The 18,369-nt window shown below is 59.7% G+C and carries 17 protein-coding genes and 1 pseudogene; 4 read left to right on the forward strand and 14 right to left on the reverse strand.

All coding sequences use genetic code 11. From position 1 onward, the window contains the following. Nucleotides 1–10: 10 nt before the first annotated feature. The 6 genes from rsmA to C8029_RS17125 all read right to left on the reverse strand — a co-directional run bounded on the left by rsmA (nt 11) and on the right by C8029_RS17125 (nt 7,751). Complete coding sequence (gene rsmA / locus C8029_RS17100; RefSeq protein WP_009571785.1) at nt 11–853, reverse strand: 16S rRNA (adenine(1518)-N(6)/adenine(1519)-N(6))-dimethyltransferase RsmA; 843 nt, start codon at nt 851–853, stop codon at nt 11–13. Next, the gene (pdxA, locus tag C8029_RS17105; RefSeq protein ID WP_009571786.1) at nt 850–1,848 is read right to left on the reverse strand and encodes a 4-hydroxythreonine-4-phosphate dehydrogenase PdxA; all 999 of its coding nucleotides are present in this window, start codon (nt 1,846–1,848) and stop codon (nt 850–852) included. Before pdxA ends, rsmA begins: the two co-directional genes overlap by 4 nt. After that, nucleotides 1,845–3,164, reverse strand: coding sequence for a SurA N-terminal domain-containing protein (locus C8029_RS17110; RefSeq protein WP_193217677.1), 1,320 nt, complete (start codon nt 3,162–3,164; stop codon nt 1,845–1,847). The genes pdxA and C8029_RS17110 overlap by 4 nt, the downstream gene beginning before the upstream one ends. A 160-nt stretch (nt 3,165–3,324) precedes the next feature. After that, nucleotides 3,325–5,532, reverse strand: a complete 2,208-nt coding sequence (locus C8029_RS17115) for an LPS-assembly protein LptD (protein ID WP_009571788.1) — start codon at nt 5,530–5,532, stop codon at nt 3,325–3,327. A gap of 3 nt (nt 5,533–5,535) precedes the next feature. After that, the gene (lptG, locus tag C8029_RS17120) at nt 5,536–6,633 is read right to left on the reverse strand and encodes an LPS export ABC transporter permease LptG (RefSeq protein ID WP_009571789.1); all 1,098 of its coding nucleotides are present in this window, start codon (nt 6,631–6,633) and stop codon (nt 5,536–5,538) included. After that, nucleotides 6,630–7,751: an LptF/LptG family permease gene (locus tag C8029_RS17125; protein WP_152003368.1), complete on the reverse strand. Its 1,122-nt coding sequence runs from the start codon at nt 7,749–7,751 to the stop codon at nt 6,630–6,632. Before C8029_RS17125 ends, lptG begins: the two co-directional genes overlap by 4 nt. 200 nt (nt 7,752–7,951) lie before the next feature. On the opposite strand from C8029_RS17125, the gene C8029_RS17130 reads away from it, so the two are divergent. Beyond that, nucleotides 7,952–9,418: a leucyl aminopeptidase gene (locus C8029_RS17130; RefSeq protein WP_152003369.1), complete on the forward strand. Its 1,467-nt coding sequence runs from the start codon at nt 7,952–7,954 to the stop codon at nt 9,416–9,418. 6 nt (nt 9,419–9,424) lie between these two features. Then, nucleotides 9,425–9,877, forward strand: coding sequence for a DNA polymerase III subunit chi (locus C8029_RS17135; protein ID WP_009571792.1), 453 nt, complete (start codon nt 9,425–9,427; stop codon nt 9,875–9,877). Nucleotides 9,878–9,896: 19 nt separating this feature from the next. Here C8029_RS17135 and C8029_RS17140 read toward each other — a convergent pair whose 3' ends face one another. The 3 genes from C8029_RS17140 to C8029_RS17150 all read right to left on the reverse strand — a co-directional run bounded on the left by C8029_RS17140 (nt 9,897) and on the right by C8029_RS17150 (nt 13,039). Next, nucleotides 9,897–10,475: a retropepsin-like aspartic protease family protein gene (locus C8029_RS17140; RefSeq protein WP_152003370.1), complete on the reverse strand. Its 579-nt coding sequence runs from the start codon at nt 10,473–10,475 to the stop codon at nt 9,897–9,899. Nucleotides 10,476–10,549: 74 nt separating this feature from the next. Then, nucleotides 10,550–11,170, reverse strand: coding sequence for a MarC family protein (locus C8029_RS17145; protein WP_009571794.1), 621 nt, complete (start codon nt 11,168–11,170; stop codon nt 10,550–10,552). A gap of 12 nt (nt 11,171–11,182) precedes the next feature. Further along, complete coding sequence (locus C8029_RS17150) at nt 11,183–13,039, reverse strand: ABC-F family ATP-binding cassette domain-containing protein (RefSeq protein WP_152003371.1); 1,857 nt, start codon at nt 13,037–13,039, stop codon at nt 11,183–11,185. Nucleotides 13,040–13,195: 156 nt separating this feature from the next. Between C8029_RS17150 and ndk the strand changes: the two genes are divergently transcribed. Next, nucleotides 13,196–13,618, forward strand: a complete 423-nt coding sequence (gene ndk / locus C8029_RS17155) for a nucleoside-diphosphate kinase (RefSeq protein ID WP_009571796.1) — start codon at nt 13,196–13,198, stop codon at nt 13,616–13,618. Between the two features lie 92 nt (nt 13,619–13,710). Here ndk and C8029_RS17160 read toward each other — a convergent pair. From C8029_RS17160 to kdsA, 3 genes and pseudogenes are all read right to left on the reverse strand, one after another. Continuing rightward, nucleotides 13,711–14,048, reverse strand: a pseudogene (locus C8029_RS17160) (TfoX/Sxy family DNA transformation protein). A 105-nt stretch (nt 14,049–14,153) separates the two neighbouring features. Continuing rightward, nucleotides 14,154–14,282 (reverse strand): hypothetical protein, encoded by a 129-nt coding sequence (locus tag C8029_RS22815; protein WP_286189999.1) that lies wholly within the window; start codon nt 14,280–14,282, stop codon nt 14,154–14,156. Between the two features lie 143 nt (nt 14,283–14,425). Continuing rightward, complete coding sequence (gene kdsA, locus C8029_RS17165; RefSeq protein WP_152003372.1) at nt 14,426–15,289, reverse strand: 3-deoxy-8-phosphooctulonate synthase; 864 nt, start codon at nt 15,287–15,289, stop codon at nt 14,426–14,428. Between the two features lie 305 nt (nt 15,290–15,594). Between kdsA and C8029_RS17170 the strand changes: the two genes are divergently transcribed. Next, nucleotides 15,595–15,810: a DUF1127 domain-containing protein gene (locus C8029_RS17170; protein ID WP_009571799.1), complete on the forward strand. Its 216-nt coding sequence runs from the start codon at nt 15,595–15,597 to the stop codon at nt 15,808–15,810. A 203-nt stretch (nt 15,811–16,013) separates the two neighbouring features. Here C8029_RS17170 and C8029_RS17175 read toward each other — a convergent pair whose 3' ends face one another. Further along, entirely contained in the window at nt 16,014–16,934 is a 921-nt protein-coding gene (locus tag C8029_RS17175) for a 2-hydroxyacid dehydrogenase (protein WP_152003373.1), read from the reverse strand. Nucleotides 16,935–16,963: 29 nt separating this feature from the next. Continuing rightward, nucleotides 16,964–18,316, reverse strand: a complete 1,353-nt coding sequence (locus C8029_RS17180) for an NAD(P)/FAD-dependent oxidoreductase (RefSeq protein ID WP_152003374.1) — start codon at nt 18,314–18,316, stop codon at nt 16,964–16,966. Between the last annotated feature and the right edge of the window lie 53 nt (nt 18,317–18,369).

The raw sequence follows: 18,369 nt of genomic DNA on the forward strand, positions 1-18,369 counted from the left end.
GCTCTCCGGTCTAGGTCTTGGCCACTTCGCGCGCCAAGGCACACCACCCCTCGACCGAGATTTGTTCGGCGCGGTCGGTGGGTTTGATCCCGGCGGCATTCAGGCGATCTTCGATCTCGGGGGCTGCGCCTTTCAACGAGGCGCGCAGCATTTTGCGACGCTGGTTGAACCCGGCGGCAACGATGCGTTCCAAGACTTTCGGATCGGCCTCGAACCGCGCTTTGGGCAGGGCTTCGAAATGCACCACGGCGGAATGGATTTTCGGCGGCGGTGTAAAGGCCTCGGGCGGCAATTCCATCACGATATTGGCCCGCGTGCGCCATTGGCTTAAGATTGCGAGGCGTCCGTATTTCTTGCTGCCTGGCTGTGCCACGATGCGTTCGGCCACTTCGCGTTGAAACATCAGGGTCAGCGAGGACCAATAGGGCGGCCAGCTTGGCGGGGTCAGCCAGCGCACCAAAAGTTCGGTGCCGATGTTATAGGGCAGGTTGGCGATGATGCGCACCGGCGGCGTCAGCCGCTCCAGCGGGTCGATCTCAAGCGCATCGGCGTTCAAAACCTCCAACCGTCCGGGGTAGATCGCGGAAATTTCATCGAGGGCTGCAATGGCGCGGCTGTCTTTTTCCACCGCCAAGACTTTGCGCGCGCCTTCGGCCAAAAGCCCGCGGGTCAAACCGCCGGGGCCGGGGCCGACCTCCAAGACATCGCATTTTGACAAATCCCCCGCCAAACGGGCGATTTTCGAGGTCAGGTTGAGGTCGAGCAAAAAGTTTTGGCCCAAAGACTTTTTAGCCACCAACCCGTGCCGCTCGATCACATCGCGCAGCGGTGGCAGCCCATCAAAACTTGTCATCCGTGGTCCTTTTGCCTTTTGGCATGGCTCATTTCATGCGCCATCTTGAGCGCCGCAATCAGGCTGGTTGGGTCGGCTTTGTCCCGGCCCGCGATGTCAAAGGCGGTGCCATGATCCGGCGAGGTACGGATAAACGGCAGGCCCAGCGTGACATTGACGCCACCAGCGAAATCAATGGTCTTGATCGGGATCAGCGCCTGATCGTGATAGGCACAGAGCGCCACATCATAGTTTGCCCGCGCAGCGGCGTGAAACATCGTGTCGGGCGGCATCGGGCCTTTGAGATCAAAGCCTTCGCCCTTGAGGCGGGTGATCAGCGGGATCATCCACTCAAGCTCCTCATCGCCCATCGCCCCGCCTTCGCCGGCATGGGGGTTCAGCCCGGCAATGGCAATGCGTGGGGCGGAAATGCCCCAAAATGTGGCCAGATCGGCGGCAGTGATGCGGATTGTTTCTTCCAAAAGCTCGGGCGTGAACGCCTCAGGCACATCGCGCAGCGCGATGTGGATCGTCACCGGAACCACCCGTAGTTCGGGGCAGGCCAGCATCATCACCACCCGCTCGACGCCGGCCAGATGGGCCAGAAATTCGGTATGGCCCGGATAGGCAAACCCGGCCCCGTCTTTGAGTACTTTTTTATGGATCGGCGCGGTGCACAACGCCGAAGCCTGGCCGGTTTGCACCAAAGCCACAGCATGGCGCAGCACGTCGATCACCCCTTGGGCATTGGCAAAATCGGGCACCCCCGGCGTGGCGAGGGCATGAAACTCATGGCGCAACACCGCCAAACTGCCACTGGCAACATGATGCGCCTCGGCGGGATCGGAAATTTCGGCAAAGCGGGCACCATGGGGCAAATGGCGCGGATCGCCGAGCCAGAAAAACGGCACAGATCCGTCCAAAGCCTGCGCCGCTTTCACCGCAATCTCAGGCCCCACCCCCGCAGGTTCGCCACAGGACAGGACGATTGGTGCGGTGGAGGCGGATTTGCTCATGGGATCACAATCGTCGCATCTGCGCGCAATTCGGCCACGAAACTGTCGGCCAAGGCGCCGATGCGTTGCGACAAAAGCTGTTGGCGGATTTGGTCGCGGTCGGCGCTGTCGTTGGCCTCATAGCTGCGGCCACACATCATCAAAAACACCAAAGTTTGCCCATCCGCGCGGGTCAGCGCGGTGGACACTTCGCCCGGATCGAGTTTTGAGAGTTCAATCGCCACATCATTGGGGATGTCTTTGACGGGCAGGGTGTCGATCTGCAACACAGTTTCGGGTTCGTCTTTGGCGATGCCGTAGAGATCATCACAGGTGTCTACTGAAGCCTTGACCTGAGCCGCACGTTTGAGCGCCGCCTCAGAGCGGCCCCCGGCAATGTAATAAGCGGCATATTCGATGGCGTCGGCGTTGGGCGTTGCCACATCGGTCTCCGCGATTTGGCGCAGTTGGAACACGCCAATGGCGTTGCCTGTTGACAAGGGCGCGGTCATTTCGCCCGGTTTGAGCGTGATCACAGCGGCGCGCAGGGGGGGCGGCAAATCGCCAACTGCGACCCAATCCATGCGACCGGATTTTTCACGGCTCGGGGCAACGGAATATTTTGCGGCCGCCGCGGCAAAGTTTGAAATCGTCGGGTTGGCGGCGATTTCTTTGACCAAAGCTTCCGATTTTGCCGTCTCTTCCGGGGTGCGCGCCGGCAGGAACAGTTCGGACAACAACACGCGCAGGCCGCCGGAGGGGCCATTGTTTTGCAGGGCACGGTCGATCTCGGAGTCTGAGACCTGTGCCTTGGCACCAAAACGGCCACGGGCATAGTCGCGCCAGATCAACCCGGTCGAGAGGAAATCACGCACGGTCTGGGCCGAAACGCCGTTTTTGGCCATCAGGCTGAGGAATTGTTCGGGCTTCAATTGGCCACGCGCCGCGAATTCCTGAATGCCTTGGGCGATTTGTTCGTCGGTGATGCGCAACCCCACGCGGGCTGCGGCTTCGGCCTTGAGACGTTCGTCGATCAGCGCATCAAGCGCGTCTTTTTCCGAGGCCGCCCCACCCAAAACGCGCAAAAGTGCCACGCGTTGGGTCAGTTCATAGCGGGTCACCACCTTGTCATTCACATAGGCGACAGGGGCAAACATGTTTTGCGCCAGCACGGGAGAGAGGGTCACAGACAGGGCCGAAAGCGACAGCGCCGCAAGGGCTGCCATCTGCACCATGCCGCGCGCCATGCTGCGGAACGCGGCAGACATCCGACGCGCGCCGTGGCGCTTGATTGCTCTGCTCTGCGATGTGTCGAGTGCCCCGAATTTACGTCTCATGCCCACCCTCGTGTGTTGCCTGCTTATGGCGTCTGACCTCTTTCTAAGAGGTTTCGACGCGCGGGCCAAGCGGATTGCGCGGCCCAGTTTGTCCCACCCTTTTGCCCGGGCATTTCTCCCGGTGGCATATGCCCGCCGCTGCCTGCCCATGCGTGCGGATTTAGAGCGCCCCAAAGCCACAGCTCGTGTCTTTTTTACCGTTCGCGCCATAGGCCCCAAAGCCGATGGAGAGGGAATAGCTGGTGGTGGGATCAAGGGCTTCGGTGTCGGAATAGCGCCGCGAGACCTTGAAACGGACACGGGCGCATTCATTTTCGAATTGAAGACCAAGCCCGGTGCGCGTCGCCTCATCCTCGGTGAAATCGTAAAGATATTCGAGGTTGGCGGACCAGTTTTTCGCCAATCGGAAGGAGCCATCGAAGCCGAACTCATTGAGCGCCGTGTCGCGATGTTCCATCGCATCGGCCACCACATAGGCGTAAGACGCGCCGAGAGTGTAGCGGGGCCGCATGTAATCGAGACGGGTTTCCCATTTGGCCAAATCAAACGCATCATCAAACAAGGACCGGGTTTGAAAGGCGAGGCGGGTATCAAAGCCCGCGTCAAAGGCGATAGAGGCACCCAAAAGCCAATCCGATTGCGTGGTGGACAGCCCCGAGGCGTCGGAATATTCGGCACTGTCATCGAGATAGAGCACCCGACCGAGGGTGATCTCATATTGGGTGGTCTCGGCGTAATGGGCAAAATGCAGACCCGCCGCCGCCGTAACCCCGGTGGCGCGGCGATCCGCGCCGGGAAAGCGGGCGAGGGTCATCAGATTGCCCTCGTCAAATTCCACAAGGGTCGAATCGGTGTTTGGGACGTCGCCGCCGATGCTGTCAGACCACCCGAGTTGGATCATCGGTTCGATCAGTTCGGAGGCCCCTGTCGCCGTGGTGCGGGTCAAGGGCCAGCTCAGTTTGCTCTCAAACGACCCGGTGAATCGCGCGACGGTGTCTTCATAGGTTGAATTTTGATGCATGGCATAGGCATCGACATAGGCGGCGGCGGTGCTGTCCCATTTCAGCCCCGGCCCGAACACTGCGCTGGTGATCCAGGCCGCCTCGGCACCCAGGCGCAAGACGTCATAGCCGTCAATATCGACCTCTGAATCGCGATAGGAGGAGGAGGCGGAGAGGCCAAAGGTCAAGGCACCGGGAATGGCGCCCGGATCGACCCGGCGTTCATACATGACCTCGCCCAAAAAGAACGGCAACGTGTCTTCGATCCCCAAATCGGCAGCGCGCAAAGTGCGCATATGGATCAACTGCGCATCAAAGGCCTCGCCTTTGGAATAGCGCGTGAGGGTCAGTTTGGAGGGCAAAAAATCGCCGTCATAAATGCCGTAATCCACCAGATAGGCAATGTCGGAGGCGGCGCGCAGATCGGCCCCGAATTCAAACCCATTGCCCAGATGCCATGTGCCTTCGGCAAAGAGATAGGCGCGGGTGCCATCGCGGGTGTCGTCCGCACTCACCGCGCCGTTCACTTCGATCTCGCCGCGGGCAAAGGCTTGGCGATAGCGCAGGCCCAGCGTGGTGGTTTTGGTGGCGATATAGGGCGAAATCGTCAGATCGCGGCTGTCGCCCAGTGGGATGAAATAGGGGGTTTCAATCCCGGTGCCCAAGGTGGAATCCGTGCGCAGCTCTGGGATCAAAAAACCGCGCGCGCGTTTGAGAGTGGGATCGGGAACGCGCAGATGTGGCAACCACAACACCGGGACATCGGCGATGCGCAATTGCGCGTTGGTGAAATAAAGCTGATGCGCCTCACTGTCGTGGATCACCTCGCTGGCGCGGATTGCCCACAAGGGCACAGGATGGGCGGCGCACACTTCACAGGTCGAGGCGACCGTCTTTGAGAGCCGCAGATAGCGCCCGTCCACGACATCAAGCCGGGCGGCGGCGAGTTGCAATTGGCGGTCGACGACCATCCGCGCCGAGGTCATGATGCCGTTTTTAAGCCCGGTATCGAGATCGGCGCTTGAGGCCAAGATCACCGTGTCACCGCCGCTTTCAGTCAGACGGATCGGGCCGTCGATCTGCAATTGCCCGGTGCTTTGGTTAAAGGTGATCCGGCTGGCGGTCAGACGCACGTTGCCTTGGATCACTTCGACCGCGCCCGTGGCGATCAGCACAGTGCCATCGAAGCTGACGCTGTCGGCCAAAAGTGCTGTGGGCAGGGCTTGGTCCTCTTGACTGTCTTGGGCCAAGGCGGCGCCGATTTGCGCGTCCGGCAGGGCCAGACCAAAGCCAAAGCTCAGGGCCAAGGCCAGAGCCAAACGGGCAGGGCGCAGCGGGCGCTCGGGAGGAAGAGGTGAGACAGTCATGGCCTATCCATCCTCCAAATGCAGCAGCAGCGCAAGAGAGGCAAAAATCACCGCCATCGGCGGGCCCCATGCCGCCAAAGAGATCGGCAAAAGCCCGTTTTGCCCCAAAATGATTGCGAAAGAGCGTAGAAAGAAAAAGGCAAAGGCCAGGATGATCGCTGTCACCACCAAGGTCGAGGTCCGCCCCAGCCGGGTGTGACGCATGGTGAACCCGGCCCCGATCAACAGCATGGCGACAAAGGTAAAGGGCAGGGCCAATTCGCTTTGCAGCCACATTTTATAGCTGCGCGCCGAAAAACCTGCGGTTTCCAACTTTTTGATATAGCCCGACATATCCCAGATCGACACGGCTTGCGGGGTGCCAAAGCGGTCCTGGATTTCCGCAAGGGTCAGCGTGGTGTTGAGTGTCAGTGTGTCGTGATAGGTCGCCGCCGCCTCTGGGTTGGCGGCCCCCAAAAGCGGCCAGCGTTTGGCGTTCACAAGCTGCCATTGTCCGCCTTTGATGCGCGCCTCTTCCGCCTCGATCCGATAGAGCGGCAGGCCCGCTTTGGCAAAGCCGATAAAGCTGACGTCGAACAATTCGGAGCCATCCAGATTGGACCGCGTGGCGCGGATCACCATTTGGCCGTCTTGCGAGCCTTCCCGCAGCCAGAGCCCTTCGTCCGAGACCGAAAACACCTGACGCTCGCCTTTGAGATAAAGCGCTGAGCGGGTTTCAAAGCTGCGCGCGGTGGTCGACGCCACCGGGTTCAACACCGCAACCGACAAGAGACCAAACAGAAAGACCACCACCACCAGTGGCAGCAAGGACCGCAACGCCGAGCGCCCGGAGGCCCGAGAGACGACCAGTTCCGAGGAGCGCGCCAGCCCGAGAAACAACACCAGCGTCGCAATCACCACGATGATTGGCAGTATATCATAGATCGTGCGCGGCAGGCGCAGCAAAGCCATGGAAAAAATCGCCATAGATCCAATGTCGAGGCCAGAGAAATTGCGGATTTGATCGAGGCTTTCGACCATCACGATCAGCCCGGCGAAAATCGCCATGACGATCAGCAAAGCCCGCAAAAACCGGCGGGCGAAATAGAGATCAAGCCTCATGATGCGCTCCCCAAACCGGGCGCGCGGCGCAGGCGCGGATGGGCGGCTTTCCACAGCAAGGCCCATGACATGCCAAGTCCCAAAAGCGTGGCGAAATATCGAAACGGCCAAAGCCGCGCGTCATTGTCAATCATCCCTTCGAGCGTGTTGTCGATGGACTTGACCACCACCAAAAGCACGATGGCGACCAAAATCTGTCGCCACAGGCCAAAGCGCGAAAATCCGCCGACGATCAGCGTGCCAAAGCCGATCAGGCTGATCGCTATGCTCTGAAGGGCTTTGTTCATACGCATATTGGCCTCGGCGATCATGCCATCTTTGCTGACTCCGGTGTCGGCCTGAAGCGCGGGGTTTGCGCGCAACAGATCAAATGTGGTGGTCGCGCGGATCGAACGTGTCCCGGCCACATCGGTGTTTATCAGGCCACCAAGCCCATAGGCGAAACTGTCAAAACGGGTGACGGACAGACGTTTGCCGCTGAACTCATAGGTCTGCGCCATGCCATCAAACATCAACAACATCGGCGCGCCGTTTTCGGTGCTGCCATCGCCTTTGACGATCAGGGCGCGCGACGCCATAAAGCTTTGGCGCTGGCTCGCATCACGGCTGTTGGACAGGTAGATATCTTCCAATTCGCCCGCCGCCGAAATGTTGCGCACATAAAAGGTGATGCCCTTGGTCGGGTGGACAAATGTGCCCTCGGTCAACAGCCGCGCGGTGACATCGCGGGCAATCTCGCTGCGGCGCATGTCCAGTTCTTGCACGGAAAGCGGCACCAACACATGGGCCAAGATCGCCACCATCGCGGCCACGATAAGGCTAAAGAAAAACACCGGGCGCGCGAGGCGATAAGGCGAATAGCCCGCCGCCTGAACTACCACCAACTCCGATTCTGCCGACAAACGGTTGGTGACGTAGACCGTGGCGGCAAAGGCCGCGATCGGTAACAGATTGACCAGGATCGTTGGCAGGGACAACAGCGTGAGTTGCAAAAACACCGAGGCCGATTGACCATCGCCCATCAGCCAATCCAAAAGGCTCACCGCCTTGTTGACCCAGAACACCAAAGCCAGAACGAGCGAGAAAAACCCGAACAGCATCAGCAATTGCTGAAGCATGTATTTGTCGAATCTTCCCAAACGCGTTCCCCAAGGCCACTGACAGATTGCGCGGACTTTATCGTGCCGTGAGGACGGGAGAAACCCGTAATCTCGCTCTGGTCACCACCGCCTTTGAGGTCTACCTATAGTGCGAGCGCCAAAGGGACGGTGAGCTGTCCCATCGGCACAGACGCGACACATTCGACAAAGGATTCCCGATGACCCAACCCGTTAAGCCGACAGTTGCTGCCCTTGATCTTGATGCCATCGCCACCGCAAGCGGGCGTGTCGCCGTTGTGGTGAGCCCGGAGGGCACGCTGAGCCAAGCCGCCCGCCGCATCAACCGTTTGAGCAAAGGCGCGCTGGCGCGGTTCGTGGAAAGCGATACGTTTGAGGAGATGGCCGAAGGCGAGGGCAAAGATTTGGCCTATCCGGCGGGCATGGCGGCCGAGGCGATTCAGGTGGTGAAACTGTCCAATCAGGCCTCTGTTGAATTGGCGCGCAAGGCGGGTGCTGCGATTGGGGATGCGGTCACAAAAGCGGGCGCTTTGGTGCTGCCCGGTAGTGTCAAACGCGTCGAAGAGCTGGCGTTGGGCGTGGCGCTCAAGCATTACAAATTCTCCGATCACATGGGCGACGGCCCGGCCAAGGACATCCCCGAGGTGACGATTGCCGTGACCAAACCCGAGACCGTCGATCTCTCCACCATCGAGGCGCTGAGCGAAGGCGTGTTCTTCACCCGCGATCTGGTGATGGAGCCATCCAACATCCTCAATACCACCGAATTCGCCAACCGTCTCAAAGCCTTGGAGGCCTTGGGTCTTGAGGTTGAAGTGCTGGAAGAGGCCGATCTCGAAGCCTTGGGGATGCGCACGCTTTTGGCCGTGGGCCAAGGGTCGACCAGCCCGTCGAAAGTGGTTGTGATGCAATGGAAGGGCGGCAAGGACGAAGCTCCATTGGCTCTTGTCGGCAAGGGCGTGGTGTTTGACACTGGCGGGATTTCGATCAAACCGGCGGCTGGCATGGAAGACATGACCATGGACATGGGCGGCGCGGGTGTTGTCGCGGGCGTGATGAAGTCGCTGGCCCTGCGCAAAGCCGCCGCCAATGTGGTGGGCATTGTCGGCATCGTTGAAAATATGCCCGATGGCAACGCGACCCGTCCGGGCGATGTGGTCCGTTCGATGAAAGGCGACACGGTTGAGATCATCAACACCGACGCCGAGGGCCGTTTGGTTCTGGCCGATGTGTTGTGGTATGCCCAAGACCGTTTTGCGCCCCGCGCCATGGTCAATTTGGCCACGCTCACCGGCGCCATCATCATCGGTCTCGGCCATGAGAACGCGGGCGTCTTCTCCAACGATGATCCGTTCTGCAACGCGTTTCTCAAAGCGGCCAGCGCGGAGGGCGAGGGCGCATGGCGGATGCCGATGGGCGCGAATTACGACAAGATGCTCAAATCCGATGTTGCGGATATGAAAAACGTCGGCGACCGGGCGGCCGGGTCGATCACTGCGGCGCAATTTCTCAAACGCTTTGTCAAAGACGAAACCCTTTGGATTCACCTCGACATCGCGGGCGTGGCTTTGACGAAAACTCCGACCACTCTGGCCCCGAAAGGCGCGACAGGTTGGGGCGTTTTGGCGCTCAACCGCCTTGTCGATGACATGAATAAAGAGGCTTAATCCCTTATGGGCGCTGCCTTTTTCTATCACTTGACCCAAGCGCCTCTGGCCGTGACCCTGGCCAGCCTGTCGGAGAAATCTCTCGCGGCAGGCTGGCGGGTTGAGGTCCGGGGGCGCTCGGAACAGACGCTTGCGGCGCTTGATACCGCGCTTTGGGCGCGCGACGGGTTTTTACCGCATGGTTTGGCAAATGGGCCGCATGATGCCGATCAACCCATTCTGTTGACGCTCGCGCCGGGGACCAATCGGGCCTCCTGCATCATGAGTGTCGGTGGTGCCGAGATCAGTGCCGACGAGGTCGCCCGCGCGGATCGGGTCTGTATCCTGTTTGACGGTCACGACCCGGAGGCGGTGCAACAGGCGCGGGTGCAATGGAAATCGCTGACAGGCGCGGGGGCACAGGCGCAATACTGGTCCGAGGAAAGCGGCAGATGGGAAAAGAAGGCCGAAAGCGCCTGACCGGTTTGCGCGGTCCCAATCAGCGGGTCAAAATCAACTTATCCTGTTTGATTTCAATGCGATCATAGCGGCGCAGGTAATCCATCCCCAAGAGCGATCCAAACAGATCGCCATCGGTGACATAGGCGCGGACCCGGTCGTCCTGAATGCCGCCCAAACTCAATGTGTCAATCTTGACCGGGGCGGTGCGCACGGTGCCATTGGCGGTCTGAGCGCGGCCAGTAAAGGTCAGATCGTCGACATTGATCCCGGCGCGTTCGGCGTCTTTGAGCGAGAGCACCACATTGGACGCGCCGGTATCGACCAAAAACTCAACGGGTGCGCCGTTGACGATAGCGGTGAGTGAAAAATGCCCGCTTTGATCGCGATCGACCTGAATCACGCCATCGCCTCGGATGATTTGCGCCGGGGCAAGGCGCGGTCGCACGTCTTGCCACAGTCCCACCGCCGCCAAAGCGCCGATAAAAATCAGCGCCCAAAGCGCGGCATGGCGCAACAGCTGCCCCAGATTGCGACGGTTGGCGACGATGTAATAAAATCCAACCGCCCCCAGAAGGAGCGACAGGTAAAGAATGCGGGCGGTGTCAAAGCTGTCCATGGGGTATAGATAGGGTGTGTTTTCGGATTTGTCAGCGTGACACAGGCGCCAGTCACGCAACTATCAGGTAAATGTTAGAAAAACACCGCTTTGAGCCCGTCAATGACGAATTGTACGGAGAGCGCAGCCAAGAGCATCCCCATCAACCGCGTCACCACATTGATGCCCGTCGCGCCCAAAATCCGCTCCATCGCGGTGCTCATCACAAAGAAAAACAGCACCACCAAAAGCACGGCCAACAAGACGCCAAGGACGAAAAACACGCCACTGACACCCTCGGATTGATCAATCAGCAAGATCATCGACGTGATCGCCCCCGGACCCGCCAAAAGCGGTGTGGCCAGCGGAAAGACCGACGGGTCTTCGACCGGTTGATGTTCGGGGTGCTGCGCATGTTCTTCGCGCCGTTTCGAACGTTTTTCAAACAACATCTCAAGGGCGGTCAAAAACAACAAAAGCCCGCCCGCGATGCGAAAGGCCGGCATGGAGATGCCAACAAAGGTCAGGACGTGGTCGCCAAACAGGCCAAACACCGTCAGGATCACAAAGGCAATCGTCACCGCGCGCAGGCCGACGGCCCGCCGATGCGCGGCAGAAGCGCCGGGGGTGAGCGCGACAAATAGCGGTGCAAGCCCGATCGGATCAATGATCACGAACAGGGTCAAAAACGCGGTGATGAGGGTTTGAAGCTCCATCAAAGGCCTGTCTTAACTGGTTGCTTTTTCTAGCTTTTCAAGCGCATCCATCCAAAGAGATTCCGCGCGTTCCAGCGCGTCCACAACTTCGGAATATTTCTTTTGCCAGATCACCGCCGCCTCTTTGTCTTCGTAAAGCGCCGGGTTGGCCAGTTTGATCTGCAATTTCTTGCTCATGTCGTTGAGCTTGCCAACGCGCTCTTCGCATTTGCGAATCTCGGCCTTAAAGGCTTGGATGTCCTCGCGGCTGGCCTTTTTCGCCGGGGCGGCCTGTTTGGCAGCCTTGGCTTTGGCCTCTTTCGGTTTGTCATCACCCGTCAACAACAGGCGGCGATAGGCGTCCAGATCGTCCTCATAGGGGGCGACCCGACCGTCTTTCACCAGCCACAGCCGATCCGCCACCAGCGACAGCAAATGCATGTCGTGGCTGACCAAGACAACCGCGCCCGTATAGGCCGTCAGCGCCTCAACCAGCGCCTCGCGGCTTTCGATGTCGAGGTGGTTGGTCGGCTCATCGAGGATCAACAAATGCGGCGCATCAAGCGTGGCCAGAAGCAGCGACAAACGCGCTTTTTGCCCACCGGACAAGCGCCCGACTTCGGTGTCCGCCTGATCCGCGCCAAGGCCAAATCCGGCCAGTTTGGCGCGCAGTTTTGGCCCCAACATGCCGGGGATAGCGCTTTGAAGGTGCTGCAGCGGCGTCTCATCGAGATAGAGCTCATCGACCTGATGCTGTGCAAAGAAACCGATGCGCAATTTGTTGTGCTGCACCATCTTGCCGCCCATCGGCGCGAGGCGGTTGGACAGCAGTTTCGAGAGCGTCGATTTGCCCTCGCCGTTGCGGCCCAAAAGCGCGATCCGGTCGTCTTGGTCGATGCGCAGATCGAGCTTGCCGAGGATTTGTTTGCCATCGTAACCCACGGATGCGTTTTCCATGTTGATGATCGGCGGCGACAGTTCTTCGGGCTCAGGGAAGGAAAACACCACCCGCGCCGCATCTTCGGGTGCTGTGATTTTCTCCATTTTTTCCAGCATCTTAACGCGGGACTGCGCCTGTTTTGCTTTCGAGGCCTTGGCTTTGAACCGATCGACAAAACTTTGCAGGTGCTCACGCGCCGCGTCTTGTTTTTTCGCCGCCGCCGCCTGAACCGCGCGCTGTGCGGCGCGGGTTTTGGCGAAATCATCATAGCCGCCCGTATAAAGCGTCAGTTTTTTGCTCTCGAGGTGCAAAATGCCGCCCACGGCGCGGTTCAAAAGTGCGCGGTCGTGGGAGATCAACAACACCGTATGTGGGTAGCGGCCAAGGTAGCTTTCCAGCCACAAAGCGCCCTCAAGATCGAGGTAGTTGGTCGGCTCATCAAGAAGCAGAAGGTCGGGCTGTGAGAACAACACGCCCGCCAGCGCCACACGCATCCGCCAGCCGCCGGAAAAGGCGGAGCAGGGCATGTGAATTTCTTCTTCGGTGAATCCCAGACCTTTGAGAATGCTGGAGGCGCGGCCTTCGGCAGACCAGGCGTCAATATCGGCCAAACGGGTCTGAATTTCGGCAATCCGATGCGGGTCGGTTGCGGTCTCGGATTCGGCCATCAGGCTTTCGCGTTCGGCATCGGCCGCCAACACCGTGTTCACCAGTGAGACCTCATTGCCCGGCACCTCTTGGGCCACGCCACCGATGCGGGCGCGAGCGGGCATTTCGATCACGCCACCTTCAAGGACCAATTCGCCCCGAATGATGCGAAACAGGGTGGTCTTGCCGGCGCCATTGCGACCGACAATCCCGACCTTGTGGCCGGTGGGAATGGTGGCGGAGGCATTCTCGATCAGAGTGCGGCCGTCAACGGAATAGGTGATATCGCGAATTTTCAACATGTGGCGAGCCATGCCTGAGACTGCGGCGAAGGTCAATCACCGCTTTTCAAACTCTGCTTTTCAAAGCCGCCCACCCGTGCTATCCGGCGCGCAATCTTCGGGTGCGGGTTCGCTTGTGCCCGGTTTCCTTAAAAACCGATCCAAGAGGTTCCTCCCATGGCTATCCAGCGCACCTTCTCCATCATCAAACCCGACGCCACCAAACGCAACCTGACCGGCGCCATCGTCGCGAAATTCGAAGAAGCTGGCCTGCGCGTGATCGCATCCAAGCGCATTCAAATGACCCTGGCTCAGGCGCAGGTGTTCTACGGCGTGCACAAAGACCGGCCTTTCTTTGGCGAACTGTGTGACTTCATGATCTCCGAGCCGGTTGTGGTTCAGGTTCTCGAAGGTGAAAACGCCATCGCGAAAAACCGCGAAATCATGGGCGCCACCAACCCGGCAGACGCCGCTCCCGGCACCATCCGCGCCGAATTCGCGCTTTCCGTTGGCGAAAACTCCGTGCACGGCTCCGACGCTCCGGAAACCGCCGCGGCAGAAATCGCTTATTTCTTCTCCGGTCTCGAACTGGTTGGCTAAGACCGTTCTGATTTGACACTATGAAAGGCCGCTCCATTCGGGGCGGCCTTTTTGTTTGATCCGGATTTGGTCGCGGTAAAAACAGGGGCTGATCAACGTCTAAGTCCTGTGCCGATGGTGTCCAAAATCACCTCGATCCCGATGGGCGGCGCCGTGTCATCGGCCAAGGCGGCACTGACAATCGCATCAAACCGGGCGCGCAGGGCGGTTTTCTCCGCCCCTTTGCAATCATTCCAAGGCCGCCCCTGAAGCCCCATCACCATGCGTAATAGCCGATGAAATGGGGCCGGCTGCCATGGGCCAAAAGCCGGGCATAGGCGGCATCCGGGCCGAGGTCGCGCAGGGCCTCGGCGGAGGTGATCCCGGCGCGGGCATATGAGGCGTCCGAGGTCGGGCCGAGGTTGCGGATGGAAGAGACGGGAGAGGGCATGACGGGCCTTGGCACAGCAGGAGGGAACGGTTCTGTGAGTGTGCCAAGGCAACGCTACGGGCGTCAAGCGATCTGATGGTCTCTTTGGGCGCGCGTTACCTCGCGTTACAATGCGGCCCAATCGGTGTAGCTGACGGTGCGTTTGACAATAAACGGCAGCGGCGCGCGGGCTTGTGGCTGCGGCACCTGTTGCGGCTTCGGATTGGCTTGCGGTTTTTGTGGCACTGTTTGCATTTGGAAAACCCCTTTGGAACATCCTGATGGTTGGTCTCATCAGAATTGTTTTCAAATGCGGCCACGTCCGGCACCAAATTGCGGCACGGGCGCGGCGCTTATCTGAAAATTTGAGCTTTCACCCGCGCTTAACCAGTCCGGGTTTAGGTGCCGGGTTTTACGACCTGATCCAAGGCGCGCAGGGTGGACAACAGCCCGGCCAGGTCTTCGATCCGCACCATATTTGGCCCGTCCGAGGGCGCATTGTCCGGGTCTTCGTGGGTCTCGATGAACAAACAAGCCACGCCCACAGCCACGGCGGCGCGTGCCAAAGGCGGCACCATGGTGCGATCGCCGCCCGTCGAGGTGCCATTGCCACCCGGTTGTTGCACCGAATGGGTGGCGTCAAAACAGACCGGATAGCCGGTTTCGGCCATGCGGGGCAGGCCGCGGAAATCGCTCACCAGCGTGTTGTAGCCAAAGGAGGTGCCGCGATCACAGAGCATGATCTTGTCATTGCCGGTCGAGGCGATTTTCGCCGCCACATTGTCCATGTCCCAAGGAGCCAGAAATTGCCCCTTTTTGATGTTGATGGTTTTGCCGGTTTCGCCAGCGGCCAGCAACAGATCGGTCTGACGGCACAGAAACGCCGGGATTTGCAACACATCCACCGCCTCGGCGGCCATGGCGCAATGGTGGGTTTCATGCACGTCGGTCAGCACCGGGCAGCCAAATTCGTCGCGGATCTTGGACAGGATAGAGAGACCCGTCTCGGCGCCAAGGCCGCGTTTGCCCGACAGAGAACTGCGGTTGGCCTTGTCATAGGAGCCTTTGAAAATGAACGGCGTGCCCGTCGCATCACAGGCCTCGGCGATCCGTTCGGCCAACATGCGGGCGTGATCGAGGCTTTCCAACTGGCACGGGCCCGCGATCAGTCCAAAGGGCAGGGCGTTGGACAGGGTGACCGGACGGCTCAACCCCTCTGGGCCGACGGAGACGGATTTGGCGAGCGTTTGGGCGAGGGGCATGAGCGGTCCTTATGTCTTTGTGCGTGGCCTGATGTCTTTGATCGTGGCCTGTCTGATCCATAGATAAGCCTGTGCCCATAGATCATAAAGGGGGCGCGTCTTGCAAGTGTGGGCGAGACAGGGGGTATCTTCGTTTGATGCATGGCTTTCGGCGTTTGCTATGCGTCTTGTGCATGACGGCCTTCGCGCCTTGTCTCTGGTGTGAGGGCGCTAACAGGCGCATATAGGGTGCAAGACAGGGGATCGAAGCGCTTTGAAAGCCAATGTATCCCAAAACAGAGCGACAGACCAAAGGAGCGATTACCATGGCCTATATGACCCAAAACCTCGCCGTCACGCAGCCGTTTATGGATCGTTTTGCTGCGTTGCGTGCCGAATTTTCCCACCGCCGTGCCCAACGCGCCGAAGCAGATCGCGTGTTTCGCGAACTCTCGATGATGACGGAGTATGAATTGACCGACCTCGGGATTTCCCGCCACTCAATCCGTGACATCGCCGCCGAGGCGGGACGCCGCGTCTAAAGCGTTTTGCCTTTGATCTGAGCCAGATCATAGGCGAAACGCCCACACCATCGACGGCTCGTGAGCGTTTGCCACATGTCCTGATTCAGGAAAAATGCAAAAGGCTTTAAATCAAACCTCTCCTCCCGCATCACATCCTCCTCCCGTGATGCCAATCCCCCCGCAAGCTGCGTTCCGCTTGCGGGGGTTTTTGTATTGTGTTTTCAGTAGCCTTTGCGGCGGTCCACCTGCCACAACAGATCAAGCCCACCCTTGTGGCGGGCAATATTGGTGGCAACGTTTTGCGCCCCGGTCTGCGCATCGGTGCGCCCGGCAATATGCGGGGTCAGAAAGGTTCGGGGCAGCGCCCAGACTGCATCGCCCTCGGGCAGGGGTTCGGTGTCAAACACATCAATCACCGCATTGCGCAGATGGCCGCGCCCCAGCGCCTCAGCCAGATCGCCAAAGTCACAGTGCGCGCCGCGCCCGACATGGACAAGGTTGGCACCGGGTTTCATTCTGGCAAAGGTCTCGCAGTTCAAAATCCCGCGCGTCTCAGGCGTCAGAGGCAACAGGCAGACCAGGATATCCGCCTGCGAGAGCAGATGGTCGCGCGCCTCGTTTCCGGTGACACAGGTCACACCGGGCAGATACTTTTGTGAGCGCGACCAGCCAGAGACCTGAAACCCGATATCCCTGAGCGCCTCGGCCGCCAGACAGCCGATTTCGCCCAGTCCGAGAACGGCCACATGGGTGTCGGCGGCGCAGCGCACCGGGGCGGCCTTCCAGTCCTGATGCCGCTGTGCCCAAGCATATGACGGCAGATCGCGCAGACAGGCCAGACAGCCGCTCAGCACATATTCGACCACCATCCGCGTGTTGTTTGGATCGCTCATTTTGATCAAGGCCAAGTCCGGCGGCAGGGTGGCGAATTGATCGACTCCGGCGCTGACCGAAAAGACGATCTCAAGCGCCGGGAACATCGACCAATCCGGCAGCGGCAGCCATGTAAACACATAGCGCACCTGAGCCGGATCAAAGGCCTCCTCCGGGGTCACCAGCGTGACATCGGGCAGGTCGCGGGCAAAGGTCGCGCGAAAGGCGTCGATGCGGTCGGTGTCACGGGTGTTGAGCAAAAGCGTCATGCGGTTGTCCTGTTTGACCGGGGTCTGTCTTATCGGCTGGTCACACCACTCAGAGGGGTGATTTTCGAGCCATCCGAGAAGCGATGCAACCGAAACGGTGTGGGGTCGACCACGGGCGGGTGATCGGTGATCAAATCCGCCGCCAAACGCCCCGCCCCGGTGCCTAGGCCAAAGCCATGACCGGAAAATCCGGTGGCGACAAACAGGCCGGGCAGGCCGTTTTTGACACCTTCGGTGGGGGAAATCACCGGGATGATGTCGGGCAATACGTCGATATACCCGGCCCAGCGCTGTGCCACGCCAACGTTGCGAAACAGCGGGTAGGCGGCTTTGATGATGTCGAACACCTTGTCAATTGCGGCGGGGTCGGGGGCAGGGTCGAGCACGCGGGTGTCTTCAAACGGTGTGCGATCCTTTGGCCCCCAATGGCGACGGGTGCGCAACGCGTCCAGAAATGCCGGGCCGATGCCCAGATTGATGTTGCGCCATTCGTTTTTCAGCGTTGGCAGAAAGGCGGAGAACAGGCGGAAACTGTCGGGCGTCAATTGATATTTGCTGGGCAGGGCGGAGGCAACAGTATAGCCGCCATCGCGGCGTTTGCGCAGGGCGAAATCTTTGAATTTGACCGTGCCATCGGGGCCATTTGGCACCGGCTCTGTCGCCAAAACCGTACTTTTGGTGCGCAGTTGCGGTAACTCAATGCCCAGATTGCCAAGGAACAGCCGCGACCAGACGCCGCCCGCCACCAAGACTTTGGAACAGGCAATGCGGCCCTGTTCGGTGACGACGCCGCTGATCTTGCCCCCGTCGGTTTCAACCACACGCACGGCACAGTTTTGATGCACCGTGCCGCCACGGGCCTGAACCGCGCGGGCAATCGCAGGGGCGGCTTTTTGCGGCTCGGCGCGGCCATCATGCGGATTGTAAAGCGCGCCTTTGATGTCGAGGTCGAGCCCGTCAAATTGCGCCAAAGCCTCGTCGCGGGTGAGAAGTTTGGCGGGGATTTGATAGTCTTTGAGATGCTCAAGCCAGATGCGTTCTTCGGCCAGTGCCGCATCGGTGGCACAGGTGAAAGTGACGCCGCATTGGCGATAGCCGGTGTCGCCTTCGATGCGCGCATCAAGGCCTTTCCAAAGCCGCACCGATTCCACCATCAACGGCATTTCGCGCAGGTCGCGATGGGTCAGCCGGACCCAACCCCAATTGCGGCTCGACTGCTCACAGCCGATCTCGCCCTTTTCACAAATCGCCACCTTGAGACCGCGTTCAACCAGCTCAAGCGCGGTACAGACCCCAACGATGCCACCGCCGATGATCACAACATCAACGGCTCCGGGGAGGCTTAGATCACTGGCGACGGGGTCCAGTTTAGGTCCTGGCATGGGTCTTCACTCCTGTTGCGGTACACTCGGGCACCGCGATATTTCGGTTGAGT

Source organism: Roseobacter sp. TSBP12 (assembly GCF_009129705.1).
Taxonomy (GTDB): domain Bacteria; phylum Pseudomonadota; class Alphaproteobacteria; order Rhodobacterales; family Rhodobacteraceae; genus Celeribacter; species Celeribacter baekdonensis_A.